Here is a 16,033-nt window from a genome sequence, read left to right as displayed (position 1 = left end):
CTGTACGCGAAACGAACAAAGGTGCAATACTTTAATTTATACGTTGTCCGCGTCCACACGATCAGTCGCCGTATAAGCCAGTCGTAACAGCACCTGCAATGGATGGAACAATGCAGTATCGCTAAACCGCTTCACTTGGCTACGGCACGAATACCCCGTCGCCAAAACACGCTCTGCCGGGAGATCGGCTAACAAGGGCGACCAACTTAAATCATAGATCGCCTCTGAGGTAGCGCGCTTATCGGCTTCGTGGCCATACGTCCCCGCCATACCACAGCAACCCACAGAGACGGGTTTCAACACCGCACCAAAGTGTGCAAACAAATTAACCCACTGTTGTTCAGCGTGCGGTAACTGCGTTTTCTCCGTGCAATGGCCGAATAAATACCAAGGATCTACTTCTCTATCTGGCTGCACTGATAAATTGGGGATCACACTGGTGAGCCATTCATGGCTCAATTGAACATTAAAGCTGCCTCGGTGACGGCCCAACACTTCTTGATACTCATCGCGGTAACACAAAACCAAAGCAGGATCGACACCCACCATCGGAATATTCAGTCCCGCTAATTGATTCAAAAAGCCCGCAGTGTTACGTGCCGTCTGTGCAAAGCGACGCAAAAACCCTTTTACATGCTGTGCTTTACCGTTAGGTTTAAACGGCACCAGCATCGGCACTTTGCCCAATTGACGCGCAAGTTTAACCAAGTCTTGGAGCAACGGCGCTTCATAAAAGCTGGTAAAGGGGTCTTGCACAATCAATACATAGTTTTCACGCTCCTGTGCGGACAGCGCGTGTAACCAAGCCAGATCAAATTTGAGTGCATGATCACCAGCTAGCGATTGCCTCAATGTCGGCACAGACAACGCTGGCGTATCTGTGTAGCCAATCCAACTCGCGGTCATACCTTGCGCCCACTGCGGCTGAGTGACCGCATTGACTAACGTCGGCGCTTTAGCCATGAATGGCAGTAACGTCTCGATGTTAGCAACCAAATGATCTTTTATCGGGCGCGGATAGCGGCTGTAATAAAGCTGCATAAAGCGCGAACGAAAGCTTGGGACATCGACTTTAATCGGACACTGGCTGGCACAGGCCTTACAGGCCAAGCAGCCGCTCATGGCTTCCATCACCTCATGACTAAAATCATCCACCTCTTTGCGTCGGGTAAAATAACGACCAAACTTAGCCATCACCTCGCGCACCGAAGGGGATTGCGTCATTAAGGTTTGCTCAACATCCAAAGGATCCACACCTTGTTCAGCCAGCAAACGTAGCCACTCGCGCACTATCCCCGCACGCCCTTTGGGTGAATGACGGCGATCGTAACTCACCTTCATCGACGGACACATGGGTGAAGCTGTGTCATAGTTAAAACACAGTCCGTTACCATTACACTCCATCGCCCCTTTAAAGCTATCGCGCACTTCGACTGGGATCTGGCGATCATAAAAGCCGCGCTTGGTGTCGTTGACTTTAACCAAGTTATCGTCGCTATTAATTGGTGTGCAAATCTTACCGGGATTCATCCGATTTTGTGGATCAAAGGCGGCTTTAACACGCCGTAGCTGAGTGAATAAGGTGTCGCCAAAAAAAGCGGGACCATACTCAGAGCGATAGCCTTTACCATGCTCGCCCCACATTAAGCCACCGTATTTCGCCACCAGCGCTACCACTTGATCAGAGAGCGTTTTCATCACCTTCTCTTGCTCAGGATCGCAAAGATCCAGCGCAGGGCGTACATGCAACACCCCCGCATCTACATGACCAAACATGCCATAATGCAGCTGATGGCTATCCAGTAATGTCCGAAACTCGGCAATAAAGTCAGCTAAGTTTTCCGGTGGCACACAGGTATCTTCGGTAAATGCAACGGGTTTGGCTTTTCCCTTGGTTGCCCCCAATAATCCGACCGCTTTCTTACGCATGCCGTAAATTTTATTAATTGACACTAAGTCACGGCAGATCTGGTAACCAATCACCCCTTTTTGTTGCTGCGCCATTAATGTATCTAGCTGCTCGCACAGTGCGGTAATTTGAGCATCTATTTCGCTAGCATCATTACCGGCAAACTCCACCATATTAATCCCGTGCATGGTTTTACCGGGAACGTCTTGCAACAACTCACTGACGGTGTGCCAAACAATGTCATTGCGTGCCAGATCGAGCACTTTAGCATCAATGGTCTCAACAGAGAGGGCTTTGGCATCAACCATCATTGGCGCATTACGCAATGCCGAATCAAAGCTGTCGTATTTGATATTCACCAAAGTACGCACCGTCGGGATCGGCGTAATATTGAGCTTAGCCTCGGCGATAAATGCTAGAGAGCCCTCCGCACCACATAATACGCGGCCAACATCGAACGCCGTGAGCGCGTCATCATAAACATGCTTAAGATCATAGCCGGTTAAAAAGCGGTTGAGCGGCGGAAAAGTATCGGTAATAAGATCGCGATGCTCACGACACACGGATGATACCGTCTCGAGCGCTCGCCCACACAGATCCTCTCGCGTCATTTCATGGTTGAGCTGCTCCGCATTAAGCGGTTGGGTATCCAGTACACTGCCATCGATTAATACCGCTTTTAAACTCAATACATGATCCGATGTCTTCCCATAGCGTAGTGAGCCTTGCCCGGATGCATCGGTATTAATCATGCCACCCACAGTGGCACGGTTACTGGTCGATAAGTCCGGCGAGAAAAAATAACCATACGGCCGCAGCACATCATTGAGTTGATCTTTAATCACCCCCGCTTGCACACGTACCCAGCCTTGCTCAGGGTTCACCTCTAGCACCTGGTTCATATAACGAGACACATCTACCACCACATGTTTGGTGAGCGACTGACCATTGGTCCCTGTCCCGCCGCCACGAGGGGAGAATTTAATCTCACTAAAGGAGGGGGCTTGAACGGTCTGACCGATCAATTGCAGATCGTCAACGGAAGAAGGGAAGAGAACGGCTTGAGGCAGTGCTTGATAGACACTGTTGTCTGTCGCCACCGCAAGACGGCTTGCATAAGTCGATTCAATATCGCCATGAAACCCCGCTTCTTGTACCGCGGAGAGAAAATCAACGACGGCGGACGACAAGCCCGCCTGAGGGTGTATTGCCGGTATCATTGCTGTTCCTGTGCGCTGTATCACCATGCCTGGTGCCATTTTTTTGTTGTGCTGTCACTTTACCTTAACTCTTGGCACAGCCAAAGCGATCACCCAGTAAATCCTCATCACCATGTATCCTTGTCACCATTACACCAGCCGAGTCTAGCCCCCGACCACTTCGCCAGTTCGGGACTGGCAATTAATACCCACGGGCCTAAACTCCAGGCCGACATCGACACGATAATCAGTACGATCCAACTCAGACCCGTTAATTGCGTGACACACCAAGCCGCGACAATCATTCCGCCTGCCCCTAAGAAAATCCATGCCAAGGTCAATAGCTTACCCTTAAAGGATGTGGCTGGTTTATGACTGGGGAACAGCTTATGCCAAACCTGGCCGGTATATACCCCCGCCGCTAAGGCCGCGAGATAGACTAAATTGGGCAGTTTCAATGCCAATGCTAGTAGCGCCAGGATAGAACAAATCAGTAGCCACATTCTGCCCGTGGTCAGTAGCGGCCTCCCCTTTGCGATTGTCATCGCATCCATGTTGACCGTGGCCCACGCAACACTTGCGCCCACAAGCGCACCAATGATGACGTCGCTAGCAAAATGGACCCCAAGATACATACGATTTAGACCCATCAAGGTCACCACGCCCAGAGCAATTACTAACGATCCGTACGCTGGGCCATCATTCACTCGGCGCTTTAAATACCACGCCGTCATGACCGCCGCCGCCAACAAAGTGTGCCCGCTGGGTACCGTAAACCCACTCGCTTCTCCAATTTGTAAATTTGGCCACAAATAAAAAGGTCGAGGCATCGCAAAGCCCGTCTTCAATGTGGTTGAAACGGCAGCTGCGCTTATCAATAAAAACAGTAGAGACAGGGCCGACTTATGGCCGCGAAAAATAAGAAACAACGGGACCAAGGCGACATAAAAAGCGGTTTCCCCAAGGGTATTCACCAGCCTAAAAATCTGCTTAGTCAATACGCTGGCAGTGTCTCCCATCATCGCCACCGCTTGTTGCACTCCGGTCACTAAACCATATTGGCTGACATAAAACGTCGGAGCTAAGGCACTAAAATCAGCCAGTGCCGTCACATCGCTACTGGGAGCTTTAGCCGCCAACGACCACAATAGTTCCCCTCGGCCGTTAAAGCGGTAGCGATAATCGTCTGCATGAACGGCAGGGACTAAATAGGCTTCATCAATTTCTGAGGCAAAGTGTGGTGCACGCCATACTGGCAAAAAGCCAGTCCCGTCAGCTTTCGACACCACCGGCAGTGGCGCTTGGCTTTGGCAAGCAAATAAGACTCCCCGATTGTCTTTGTGGTACACCTCGCCCACGGTGACACGAATCGCGGTTTCCTCAAACACTTCGCGCGCTAATGCCCGAGTCGGTGATTCAGCAAGGTTAACCCGCCCCCCGGGTAAGCCATAACGGCCGGTGACATTGTCTTTGACCAAGACTAACCGCCCAGCCGGATCAGTAATAATGCAAGCCACTCCAGCGATCCCTTGCTCGGTAGAAAACGTATTCTCATTCTCAGCCAAAGCGCAGCTCGACACTAACCCAATTAAAACTGACAATAGTGCAATGATACTCCGTTTCATTCGGCGGCTCCTGAATGCGCGTGTCCTGATGAAAGGTAAGGAAAAAGATGACTCAGCCAGACCCTCTTAGCCCCTATTATTACCATCATAACTTTCAAAGCTTGATGGATTTAGTGTCTGAACGTGACTGGGATCTGCTCACGGAACAAGAAAGGATCTGGATCACGACCTTTCAACAGCTTAGCTTTAAAGCACAATGCCTGCTGATCCGATTACTGATGCGGCGGCATGATTGGTTTGTGGCCGAGAGCCTCTTCTACCCCGAACTTGGAGAGACGCAGCCACTACTTAACGTTCTGGCAGAGCAAAAATTTGTGAGTATCACACACAGCGCCCCCGCCAACGTCTTACTCAACTTGCTTAGCAAATCACAACTTATCGCCGCTTTTCCTGCTGTGATCTTGTCGAAAAGTGCCCGTAAAAAACAGTGGCAAGCTGCAATTATTGAGACGTATGGTGAGAGCCTAACTAGCCCGTATTCTCTCGTGGTTTGTCACCACCCTGACATTCTCGCTGTCTTACTCTTGCTGTATTTTGGTAACTCACGACAAGATCTCAGCCAGTTTGTGGTGGCTGAGTTAGGTATCCAACGATTTGAATCCTATCCGATTCGACGGGCTGAACGTTTATTCCAACACCGGAGACACATTGATGATTGGCTCCATTTATCGGCCTTAAATGAAATGGCTTGGCAAGCGCGAAAAGCAAAGCGCCCCGAGGCCATTTTAGCCCTGAAATCCCACTTACCCGAGCCGTTTGATTGGTCTCCGTTAGAGCGCAAACGGCAGCGGCTCGCCAATCGTATAGCGCGCGAGTTTGAGCGCCAGGGTGACTTATTGACAGCATTATCGCTCTATCAAACCACCACACAACCCCCCAGCCAAGAACGACAAGCGCGCATATTGATTAAGCAAGGAGAGATTGAAGCGGCATCAAACATCATTGCAACCATGATCCGTGTCCCACATGATGAGGAAGAGCTCGATGTGGCATATCGCCTGGCGAAACAAAAGCCCGTTCGCACATTCGGTAACCTGGCTCCTTCAGCGCTAGTGAGACAGCCGGCACTGCCGACACAGACCTTGACCTTACCGCTCAATCAGCGTGTTGAAAACGAAGTTGCCGACCATTATCGCCAACAAGGCTGGCAGGTGTGGTATAGCGAAAACAGCCTGCTCAACGCGCTATTTGGGCTATTTTTCTGGGATATTTTGTTTTTGTCCGTTCGCGGTGCGTTTCTCAACCCGTTTCAGCGCGGGCCACGCGATCTTTATAGCGACGACTTTATCACTCAGAGGCAATCACAGATTGATGCGCGCCTCGCTGAAATAGGCAGAGCCCATCACTGGGTGGCACATCACTATCAGCAAAAGCAAGGAATCAACAATGATTGGGTTAACTGGTCGGTCATTGAATGGCCACTGCTTGAAGCCGCATTAAGCGTACTGACTGAGTCACAACTCACCGCCTGCTTCGCACGTATTTTATTTGATCGACAGCATAATCGGCGCGGTCATCCCGATCTGTTTATGTGTCAAGGCACACATTATCAGTGGGTAGAGGTAAAAGGACCCGGGGATGTTTTGCAGCCACACCAAACACGTTGGCTGCAGTTTTTCTTACAACATCACATCCCAGCGAAAGTGACCTATGTCACCCCGCTAGAATGATTCGGTTAACCATCGACTCATCCGGAGGCGTTCTATCTATCGCACCATCAATCTCTATCACGTCATCAATGGCGCACTAAAAAGTGACGCTGTCACTCATTCGATTCCACCTGCGGATTAAAAATGTAATGTGAACCATCGTAAACCAGCCGTTTAATTAAGGCCGCGCAATGCTTAAGGCCACCGCGATCAAACGAGACGCCATAGCGCTGCATGCCCCATTTTTGTTGGCGGTTCTCAACTTGACCGCTCAAAATAAAGCACTCATCACTGTCCGGCGCTTGAATTTGAATCGCAATTTGATGGTGCTTTTCAAAGACAGGAGCAATAGCATCAAAGCTAAACCCACATCCCCCCGCAGAGATATCGGTAAGATTGACGGGCAAACGACGGTTATCGATCGGGACTTCGCCTTTCACGTTTAATTCATAGCGATTGTCTTTGCGCTGTTGTACCAATTTAGCTTGTTGAGGCAACTCCACCATGACCAGATTGACGGGTGTCTTAAGCACGGTCGATATCTTAGAAGCAAACCGTACTTTTGCGCCTTCACCCTCGTCTGAAGTGGCATCGACCGCTAAGCGATAACCCTCAATAAAAAATTGGTTAACCTGATTGAGGTTTTCTGTCGGCAGTGAAAAGAACAAGCGCTTCTCGCCATCAAAACCGATAAAGGTACATTCACAACGATACGTTTGCCCTACTGGGGTTTTTATTTGTATCTGCGTGGTGGTGCCGTGCTTCATAAACGCCACGGCACGTAACCCTATGACTGTCTCTTCTCTGACAGTTTTGTATTTTTTGGCCTTCAGTTCAGGCAAAGACTGCATCATCGTTCGCTTTTACTGTTATGAGTGAATGGGCACCGGCCTCTCAAGTCAGTGCCCTGGGGGGCGTTTACATCAGCATAAACATGACAAATTGCACCAATGGCACCGCTGTACCATCAGACGCTACCACTTGGTTTCCCTCTATTTTGGCGGTAAGTACAGTATTTTCATCCGTTTGTGTGACAAACCCTGCACTGGCCAAGTTACTCACTTTTTCTTGCCACGGTGAGTGAGTGAGCACTCCGTTTGGTACAGACACATCAAGATCACCGGAGACCTGATTCACCAGCTGCTGTAAATTGAACACGCCAGTAGGATCACCGTCTTTAAGATTCAGGTGCATATCCACGCTGACATCGCCCTCTGGCAAGGTCAAACTGGCGGGCGACAAGTTAATCGATAGCCCCGACTGCAACAATTGTACCAAGGCTTGATCGAGCATTTTCATGCTCACTGTCGCACCCTCTTCTTGCCACTGCGAAGAGAGCTGTGCAATTTGAGACATGGCACTGTAATCGAGATGGTTAGCATCTAATGCCACCACCAAGTTGCGCCATTGCGTTTTATTCGGTAACGCAATCGTTCCCACGGTCAGTTGATTGGTGTTGTTCAGTTCACGAGTTGATTCAGATTCAACCAGCTCATTGCCTATCTCTAACGTCACGTGGCCCAGCTTCAATGATTGGCCACTGATATCACTGAAATGCGCTTTCTCTATCGATAGCGCCTGCTCACCAATCCACAAGCCATCTTGCAAATAGCCATTTCCCGTGCCAGACACGCTATCCACTTTGAGTTGCTGACCGCTATCATCATTAAAAGCCAATGCGGGCAACGAGAAATTCGCTTTAACATGCCCTTTGCGATCAATTTCGCCTTTTAGACTTAGCTCACTCGCAGTGAGATTGCTGCTCGCCTCTGACAGAGAGAAAGGAGCCACAGTAAGGTGATAATCAGATGCCCCTGTCATAAGGGTATCCAATTGTAGACGGACCGGCGTTGGGTTACCTGGCCATGCCTTTTGCGTGATCGCTTGCAACTCGGGCGTCATCACCAATGTGTTGCTCGACGACACGCCAATCACACCGTGAGAGATATCTGAGGTGATTTCATAGCTAACTGGCAAGCCCGACTGCGCGAGCATCGCTTTGCTCTCCCCTTGAAACTCGATACGAGTGACCGCCTGTGAACTTAAATACCCGCGTTCATACGCCTGCTGCTCGAGGGTAAATTCTGGGGTTGAGCGTTGATCCACTTCTCGCTCATACATTGACTGTGCGATCTGACCCGTCGCAAACGGCCAACAAGCGACAATCGCAAGCCCCCCTGCGATGGCGCCATACTTTCCTAAAAACATGTTTTCTTTGCCTCAGGCATGCGAAAAGTCATAGTGTAACTAAAATTAGGCGCTGAAGATAACGCGTTATACGGTGAAGGCAAACTGTTATGGAAGCCATCGCACAGGTCAATAGACAATGAATAATAAGAAGGAACTTTCTCACTAATGAGGCAAGGGCATGTATCACAGTACCGCCATGCAGAATACGGTGTATTTATTCGTGAATGTCGACCATTTCGCATCATTGCCGCGGATAAATGCATACAATCAACGCATATTTACGGTAGTTCGGCAGCGTGTATGAACCCTTACGTTATATTGTGCATTGACCAAGATCCTTTCGTGGTGGAGCAGTTATCTCACGACCTCGCCCCGTTTCGTGATTTGTTTGATCTTTGCAGTGCAGACACCCCTGATGATGCCTATGCCTTACTAAGCGACTTCGAGGCAAGCAAGCAACAGGTGGCATTGCTGATCTGCCACAACATTCCGGGTGATAACCATGGCATCGATTTATTGGTGAATGTTGATAATTATACGGCAAGCCAAGGGGCTCGTACCATTTTGCTCAGTGATGCGCCGCAATACGATATTATTTTGCAGGCGGTCAATGAAGGAAGGCTAAATTATTGTATGCATAAGCCTTGGCGAGCCAATGAATTGCAGCGCGTCGCCGAAAAAGAGCTCACAACCTACGTCTTACGCTATTGCCAACATGATTTATTGCGCTATGCCGACGTTTTGGATCATCGCACCTTATTAGATGCCCAAGTTGAGCGAGAGATAAGTCAATTTCAGTCACAACTGCTCGCCCCTGCTAAGACCGATAAAACCGCGATTGCCGACCGAGTCATTGCTGGATTATACGCATTTTTTGAGGGCAACGACGAAAGCCGAGCCTGCCGCACCTACAGTGCCAATCATGTCCTCACGAAAGAAAATCAAGATAATGCGTTTCTGTGGTTTATTGCCGACGGCGAGGTAGGCCTTTATAAAACCGATGATGAAGGGCAAGAACACCATGTCTCTACTCTCTCCTCCGGCAGTTTGATCGGGAGCATGTCGTTTGTCACTGGTGACGTCTCTTTCTCTACTGGCCGCACCCTGACTCGTACGCAAGTGATCAAAATCGACCATCCGTTATTTAGTAAAATCATGACCAGCCGCTCCGAGCTGTTACCCCTATTTATCCAGTATCTCCTTTTACACTTCAATCAACGCCTAAAACGCAGCATTGATACTGAGATCCAATTGCAACAAACGCTCGCATCACTGGACGAAGCCAACCGCCAACTGGTCGAAAAAGAAAAAATGGCATTGCTCGGCCAATTAGTCGCTGGGGTAGCACATGAGCTGAATAATCCGGTCTCCGCAATCTTACGCAATAGCGAGGCACTGGCTGAGGCCTTAGAACACGTGGCAAAAACACCGCTAGACACTGACAGCCGAGAACAAGCCTTACAATTATTGCAAAACAACCGTAACGGGGCACCTTTATCGACGGCAACAGCACGGGCGCATACTCGCGCGTTAAGCGAACGCATGGGCGACAAACATCTTGCGCGGGATTTGGTTAACATAGGGCTTTATCAGCAAGACGACGTCGCTCAATGGCAGCGGCGCCTTGGTAACGATTTTGATACCCAAATCACCACCTGGAAACAATATGCCCGATGCGGTCGCTTATTGCGCTCCAACCATGTGTGCGCCACACGCATTGCCGACTTGGTCAAAGGGTTACGCACCTATGCCCGCCAAGACAGCGAGCAACGCCAGCGCACCCACATTATTGAAAGCATCGACGATACCCTCACCTTATTTGAGCACCAACTTAAACCACACCAGCTTGAAAAACAGTATGACTGGGTACCGGATATGGTGGCTCAGCCATCGGCATTGGCACAGGTTTGGACCAACCTTATCGCTAATGCGATCGATGCCATGCCAGAACCAGGGACGCTCACGGTAACGGTGAAAACCCTTAACGACCAAGCGTCTGGCACCATTCAGGTGGCCATCAGTGATACCGGCATCGGCATGACTCAAGAACAACAAGAGAAAATGTTCGCGTTAAATTACACCACCAAGCGAGAAGGCCATTTTGGTTTAGGGATTGGCCTGACCATGTGCCAAACCATCATTCATCAACAAGGGGGCGATATTCAGGTGCACTCCCAACCCGGTACCGGCACTACAATGACAGTGACCTTGCCGATTGAACTCCCCGCCTCTGCCAGTAAGGAGCCACACGTATGAGCCAATATTTAATTTTATGTGTCGACGATGAACGCGATGTACTCGATAGCGTGATCGATGGCTTACAAGGCTTTACCGACCATTTTGAGGTGGAAGCGGCAGAGTCAGTGGCAGAAGCGCGAACAGTGATTGCGGAAATGGCCGCAGAAGGCACCAAGTTGGCGTTGATTCTGTGTGACCATATTATGCCCGGTGAGCTAGGGGTCGATTTTTTAATTGAGCTGGCTAACCAGCCTGAAAACGCTTCAGCACGCAAGATATTACTCACGGGTCAGGCCGGGCTTGAGGATACCGTCTCGGCGGTTAATCATGCCCATTTGCACTACTATCTCGCCAAGCCTTGGCAAAAAGATACCTTGGTGAGCGTGGTGACCGATCAGTTAACCAGTTATATGGTTGCCCATGAACCCAATTTATTTCCCTGGGCCAGCGTGCTGGACACGCCGCGAGTGGTGGAAGCAATCAACCGAAACAAGTGGGACATGGGCGCAGAGTAGTCGCCAAGCCAGTTCATACCAGCCGATAGGTCAAAAATCGGTAAAAAAGCCTGACTCACGGGCGGATGTGCTTGTTTCCCCGCGCAATCGTCTTATAGAATGATTTGAACACCAATAACAAGTGGAATTGATAATGCGTAAATCTCTTTTAGCCAGCGCGATTGTCGCTTTGGCTTCATTCAGCGCCGTGGCCAATGAAGAAGACGCCAACCTCACCACCATGAGTAACTTTAGTTACGATTACCTGGAAGGACGCATCGGTGTCAGCCCACTCACCTATGGTGCAGGATTTAGCATGTCTATCCATCCCAATGCACACATTCGTGTAGAAGCAGATACCGAGTTTGATTCCGATTGGGATACAGCTGCAGGGGTTGGCTTTCATGCGCCGATCAACAACTGGGCAGACTTGACCGGTGAGTTGCTTGCCCGTGGCGTCAATAAAGACAACTTTGAGAGTGATGTTGGCTTAGAAGTCAATCTCGGTATTCGTCAGTGGCTAGGTCCACAGGTCGAGGTCGGCGGTGAAATCGGCCTACTGACCGTTGATGATGAAGAAGATACCTTTGGCTCTGCTTACGGTCGATTCCACGCCACTGAGCTGTTCTCGTTGGGCGCTGCCTACCGTGTTAACGAGTGGTATGGCGATCAGTTTATGTTTACCACGCGCTTTAAATACTGATAACGCCACTCGGTAATGCATTGCCATCAAGGAATAGTGCATTGCCACCAAGCAATGAAGGTCAGATCAAAAAACCCGCATCGCTGCGGGTTTTTTATTATTATCACTGTCCGTTCTCAATTAGCGGATCAATAACATAGGCACCGTTGATTCCACCAACAATTTAGTGGTGTTACTCCCCACGAAGAACTGACGCAATTTTGAATGACCATACGCCCCCATCACGATCATCCCAACGTGTTTTGACGCTTGATATTCAAGGATCGCACGGTGTACTTCGCCGGTTAACTGAGCCTGTACTACATTGACTCCCGCTGCTTCCAGTCGCTCTGCAGCACGTTTAAAAGCGGCAAGCTTTTCTTGCGAGTCTTCGACCATCACCAAGTGACACGTCATTCCTGCCAGCAATGGTGTACTGAGGGCTTTTTCCACCAGCTTTTCGCTAATATCACTACCATCAAATGCGAGCAAATAGCTCTCTGGCACAGAAAACTCACCATTAGCAACCAAGGTATGGGCTTTCAGTGAACGCACAACGCTTTCTAGTTGTGAGCCAATCGCCTTGGCATCGCTTTGATGCACCTCACCCGATTTGCCCAATACCAGCACACGGGTTTTCGCTTCAAGCTCAAGCAGTGTTTCAACTAAATTGCCATGACGTTGTAGTTTACGGACATCATCAATGCCTTTCGCTTTGGCGTCATCTTCTAGCTCTGACAGCAAGGCTTTACCATGCTTCATTGCCAATTTGGCGCGCTGCTCATCCAGCTCAACCAATTCTTGTAGCAGTTGTTCGCGGCTTCCTACACCTAAGTTACCTGATAATTCAGGCTCTGTTTGGTGTGAGGATTTATCCAGCACATGCAGCAGCGTCAGCGGCACAGACAAGCGCTTGGCCGCCCAAATACTCAAGTCTGCTACTTGCTTTGAATAATGCGGGCCATCTACGCACGCGGTAATTTGTTCCATGGTCGGTCTCCCTAGTGGCCACCCATCATTTTTTCTACTTCTTCTGGCTTATCGTGCACGCCGAACTTATCGACGATGGTCGCCGTCGCATCATTCATTCCCACGACATTTACCTCGGTCCCTTCACGGCGGAACTTAATCACCACCTTATCAAGCACAGACACTGAGGTAATATCCCAGAAGTGCGCTGCAGAGAGATCGATGGTGACACGCTCCAGCGCCTCTTTGAAGTCAAATGACGACAAAAATTGATCTGACGAAGCAAAAAAGACTTGCCCGACAACACGATAAGTACGCGCGTCGCCGTTATCCTCAGGATCACTCTTGACCACCATAAAGCGGCCAATCTTATTGGCAAAGAACAAGGCCGCGAGCAAGACACCCACCAACACACCAATAGCAAGGTTATGAGTAAAGACCACGACCGCCACGGTGGTGACCATCACAATATTGGTCGACAATGGATGTGATTTAAGATTGACCACCGACTCCCAAGAGAAGGTACCAATGGACACCATAATCATCACTGCGACCAAGGCTGCCATCGGGATTTGACTGATCCAGTCGCTGAGGAACACCACCATAATCAGTAAGAGTACACCGGCAAACAAGGTTGAAAGACGTCCACGTCCACCGGATTTAATGTTAATCACCGACTGACCAATCATGGCACAACCGGCCATACCACCCAAGAAACCGGTGGCGATATTGGCAATACCTTGGCCTTTACACTCGCGGTTTTTCTCGCTGTTCGTGTCGGTCAGATCATCGACGATAGTGGCTGTCATCATTGATTCCAACAGACCCACTACAGCGAGTGCCGCAGAATAGGGGAAGACAATTGCTAAGGTTTCAAAATTAAGCGGGACATCTGGCCATAGGAACATAGGTAAAGTATCCGGTAACTCCCCCATATCGCCGACAGTACGTAGATCGAGGTTATAAACCATCGCAATACCAGTGAGGATCAAAATACACATCAAGGGCGATGGGACAGCTTTACCGATACGCGGAATATAAGGGAAAAGATAAATGATCCCTAAGCCAGCCGCCGTCATCGGATAGACATGCCACATGATCTCACCTTCGCGGATGATCTCTGGACCGATAAGCTCGGGCAACTGCGCCATAAAAATAAGGATCGCCAACGCGTTGACAAAACCTGTCACCACAGAGCGCGAGACAAAACGCATCAAGTTACCCAGCTTTAGGTAACCCGCGAGGATTTGTAATACCCCTGTCAGTACAGTGGCCGCTAATAAGTACTCGAGACCGTGCTCTTTAACCAAAGTCACCATCAGCAGTGCCATCGCACCGGTTGCGGCGGAAATCATACCTGGACGGCCGCCCACAAAGGCAATGATCACAGCGATACTGAAGGAGGCGTAAAGGCCAACTTTCGGATCAACACCGGCAATAATCGAGAAGGCAATCGCTTCTGGGATCAAAGCCAATGCCACAACGATACCCGCTAGGATATCGCCACGTACATTGGAGAACCAATCACGCTGAATTCTATCTATCATGAACGTCTCTACAAAATTGGGTTAAAAAAGATGTCGCGCTCGTTTCAGGCCTGATTTCACCTGAAAATCAAAACGCGTGATCCTAGTCACTTATTGACCAAGCGTCAACTACCCTATTTTTACCAAGCAAAGGCATAATCATTATAAATCAGCATGTTAATTAATTATTTTAATGTTTTTATCGTGAATTTATTTAATCCTTTTCACAAACCTGCCTTTTATACTGTTTCTCGCCATGAAGAGACGTTGACACCCCATACCATGCTGACAACTCCAACATAAGCATTATATACGTCGATATACAGGAATCAGTAATAAGGAAAAAGAAATAATCATCCCGATGAGAGCATAAATCAGCTCGTTAAGCGTCCAGCCGATATCGATCACGATGCCAAAAATCCACGGTGCTAACGCGGTGGAAAGAATCATCATGCCAGTGACAAGCGAGCGAATAGCGCCAATATGTGAGACACCATACATTTCCGCCCATAAGGTGTTAATCACCGGGTTAGTCGCACCAATGGCAAGGCCAAATAGGCACATAAAAAGCGGTGCTGCTAGGGTGTGATTGATGTTAGCAATCACCATTAAACCGAGCAGTAGCGGAATGGGGATCAGGATGAGCACATTTCGCGATCGATATTTATCAATAAGACTGCCTGAAACTACGGAGCTCAGCCAATGGACGGCCCCATAAAACACAAAACTGCCTGCTAACACACCTGGTGTCCACCGTTTGGCGTCCAGAATAAAGTCCTGTTGAATAAACACACCGGTCACCAAAAACGGTGTCACCAGCGCTATCGGTATGATCATCCAAAAGCGCCAATCTCGAATGACTTGTCGTCGGCTGGCATCACTGGCTTTATTTTCACTGTCTGCCTCAATACGCGTCCGTTTAAGGTCTGCTTTTCGGGTCAGAAATAGCACCAGTGGTAAAAACACCACCAAAAGCGTTGCCCCAAGAAAGAGCCAGCTTTCCCGCCAGCCTAAAAAAGCGATTAATGCAATGACGATTGAGGGTAAAACTACCTCGCCGAAGGCAACACCACTGCCCACCAAGCTGATCGCTTTTCCTTTATCTTGTTGTGCGCGTTTAATCACGGTAGCTTGCGCGATGTGAGGTAAAAAACCTTGCCCGCAAAAACGCAATAAAAAGAATGCGATCAGGAGTCCAATGACGCTATCGACTGAATACATCAAAGTACACGCCACCATCAGCAACGTGGCGAAAAAGATCAGTAGCTTATCCACACCAATACGATCAACCACACCACCAAAGGTAATCACCAACACGCTACTGGTCATGGTCGCAATGGCGTAAATGCCACCGTAGGTCGCGTCACTTAAAAGCAGCGCATCTTTAATGCTGCTGCCATACCAACTAATGAAAAATGACTGGCCAATATTGCCAAAAAAGATCGATAAAAAGCCAAAGGCAATTAACGGCCACTGATTTCTGATTAAAATCGCATACGATCGCGCTAGCATATGCCTCCATTCACTACTGTATATTCCGCTTGGCAATGCT

General features: G+C 49.2%; 11 protein-coding genes. 4 read left to right on the top strand and 7 right to left on the bottom strand.

Going from position 1 to position 16,033, the window contains the following annotated elements; translation table 11 throughout:
- Positions 1-36 precede the first annotated feature (36 nt).
- Together BUQ98_RS03440 and BUQ98_RS03435 are read right to left on the bottom strand one after the other, a co-directional pair.
- Positions 37-3,129, bottom strand: coding sequence for a D-2-hydroxyglutarate dehydrogenase YdiJ (locus BUQ98_RS03440; RefSeq protein WP_074212502.1), 3,093 nt, complete (start codon positions 3,127-3,129; stop codon positions 37-39).
- A gap of 107 nt (positions 3,130-3,236) precedes the next feature.
- A complete protein-coding gene (locus tag BUQ98_RS03435) occupies positions 3,237-4,733 on the bottom strand; it encodes a phosphatase PAP2 family protein (RefSeq protein ID WP_074212501.1) in 1,497 nt (498 codons plus the stop codon).
- Between the two features lie 47 nt (positions 4,734-4,780).
- On the opposite strand from BUQ98_RS03435, the gene BUQ98_RS03430 reads away from it, so the two are divergent.
- The gene (locus tag BUQ98_RS03430) at positions 4,781-6,403 is read left to right on the top strand and encodes a VRR-NUC domain-containing protein (protein WP_074212500.1); all 1,623 of its coding nucleotides are present in this window, start codon (positions 4,781-4,783) and stop codon (positions 6,401-6,403) included.
- A 92-nt stretch (positions 6,404-6,495) separates the two neighbouring features.
- On the opposite strand, the gene BUQ98_RS03425 is transcribed toward BUQ98_RS03430, so the two are convergent.
- Complete coding sequence (locus BUQ98_RS03425) at positions 6,496-7,236, bottom strand: flagellar brake protein (protein WP_083605182.1); 741 nt, start codon at positions 7,234-7,236, stop codon at positions 6,496-6,498.
- Between the two features lie 64 nt (positions 7,237-7,300).
- Positions 7,301-8,590: a DUF945 family protein gene (locus BUQ98_RS03420; protein WP_074212498.1), complete on the bottom strand. Its 1,290-nt coding sequence runs from the start codon at positions 8,588-8,590 to the stop codon at positions 7,301-7,303.
- Between the two features lie 147 nt (positions 8,591-8,737).
- Here BUQ98_RS03420 and BUQ98_RS03415 point away from each other — a divergent pair, with 147 nt between their 5' ends.
- The 3 genes from BUQ98_RS03415 (at position 8,738) to BUQ98_RS03405 (ending at position 12,007) form a co-directional block, all read left to right on the top strand.
- Positions 8,738-10,828, top strand: a complete 2,091-nt coding sequence (locus BUQ98_RS03415) for an ATP-binding protein (RefSeq protein WP_254813868.1) — start codon at positions 8,738-8,740, stop codon at positions 10,826-10,828.
- The gene (locus BUQ98_RS03410; protein ID WP_074212497.1) at positions 10,825-11,325 is read left to right on the top strand and encodes a response regulator; all 501 of its coding nucleotides are present in this window, start codon (positions 10,825-10,827) and stop codon (positions 11,323-11,325) included. The genes BUQ98_RS03415 and BUQ98_RS03410 overlap by 4 nt, the downstream gene beginning before the upstream one ends.
- Positions 11,326-11,458: 133 nt before the next feature.
- Positions 11,459-12,007, top strand: coding sequence for a hypothetical protein (locus BUQ98_RS03405; protein WP_074212496.1), 549 nt, complete (start codon positions 11,459-11,461; stop codon positions 12,005-12,007).
- 120 nt (positions 12,008-12,127) lie between these two features.
- Here the strand turns inward: BUQ98_RS03405 and BUQ98_RS03400 are convergent, their stop codons facing one another.
- The 3 genes from BUQ98_RS03400 to BUQ98_RS03390 form a co-directional block, all read right to left on the bottom strand.
- Complete coding sequence (locus BUQ98_RS03400) at positions 12,128-12,976, bottom strand: universal stress protein (RefSeq protein ID WP_074212495.1); 849 nt, start codon at positions 12,974-12,976, stop codon at positions 12,128-12,130.
- 11 nt (positions 12,977-12,987) lie between these two features.
- Entirely contained in the window at positions 12,988-14,502 is a 1,515-nt protein-coding gene (locus BUQ98_RS03395) for a SulP family inorganic anion transporter (protein ID WP_074212494.1), read from the bottom strand.
- 285 nt (positions 14,503-14,787) lie between these two features.
- A complete protein-coding gene (locus BUQ98_RS03390; protein ID WP_074212493.1) occupies positions 14,788-15,993 on the bottom strand; it encodes an MFS transporter in 1,206 nt (401 codons plus the stop codon).
- Between the last annotated feature and the right edge of the window lie 40 nt (positions 15,994-16,033).

Source organism: Salinivibrio sp. ES.052, from assembly GCF_900141775.1.
GTDB lineage: Bacteria > Pseudomonadota > Gammaproteobacteria > Enterobacterales > Vibrionaceae > Salinivibrio.
Note: the sequence above shows the minus strand (reverse complement) of the source record. Positions and strands in the feature narration are given on the sequence as shown.

Coding starts and splice junctions, on each gene's coding strand:
- BUQ98_RS03440 (WP_074212502.1), bottom strand. CDS start 3,129: ATGATACCGGCAATACACCCTCAGGCGGGCTTGTCGTCCGCCGTCGTT.
- BUQ98_RS03435 (WP_074212501.1), bottom strand. CDS start 4,733: ATGAAACGGAGTATCATTGCACTATTGTCAGTTTTAATTGGGTTAGTG.
- BUQ98_RS03430 (WP_074212500.1), top strand. CDS start 4,781: ATGACTCAGCCAGACCCTCTTAGCCCCTATTATTACCATCATAACTTT.
- BUQ98_RS03425 (WP_083605182.1), bottom strand. CDS start 7,236: ATGATGCAGTCTTTGCCTGAACTGAAGGCCAAAAAATACAAAACTGTC.
- BUQ98_RS03420 (WP_074212498.1), bottom strand. CDS start 8,590: ATGTTTTTAGGAAAGTATGGCGCCATCGCAGGGGGGCTTGCGATTGTC.
- BUQ98_RS03415 (WP_254813868.1), top strand. CDS start 8,738: ATGAGGCAAGGGCATGTATCACAGTACCGCCATGCAGAATACGGTGTA.
- BUQ98_RS03410 (WP_074212497.1), top strand. CDS start 10,825: ATGAGCCAATATTTAATTTTATGTGTCGACGATGAACGCGATGTACTC.
- BUQ98_RS03405 (WP_074212496.1), top strand. CDS start 11,459: ATGCGTAAATCTCTTTTAGCCAGCGCGATTGTCGCTTTGGCTTCATTC.
- BUQ98_RS03400 (WP_074212495.1), bottom strand. CDS start 12,976: ATGGAACAAATTACCGCGTGCGTAGATGGCCCGCATTATTCAAAGCAA.
- BUQ98_RS03395 (WP_074212494.1), bottom strand. CDS start 14,502: ATGATAGATAGAATTCAGCGTGATTGGTTCTCCAATGTACGTGGCGAT.
- BUQ98_RS03390 (WP_074212493.1), bottom strand. CDS start 15,993: ATGCTAGCGCGATCGTATGCGATTTTAATCAGAAATCAGTGGCCGTTA.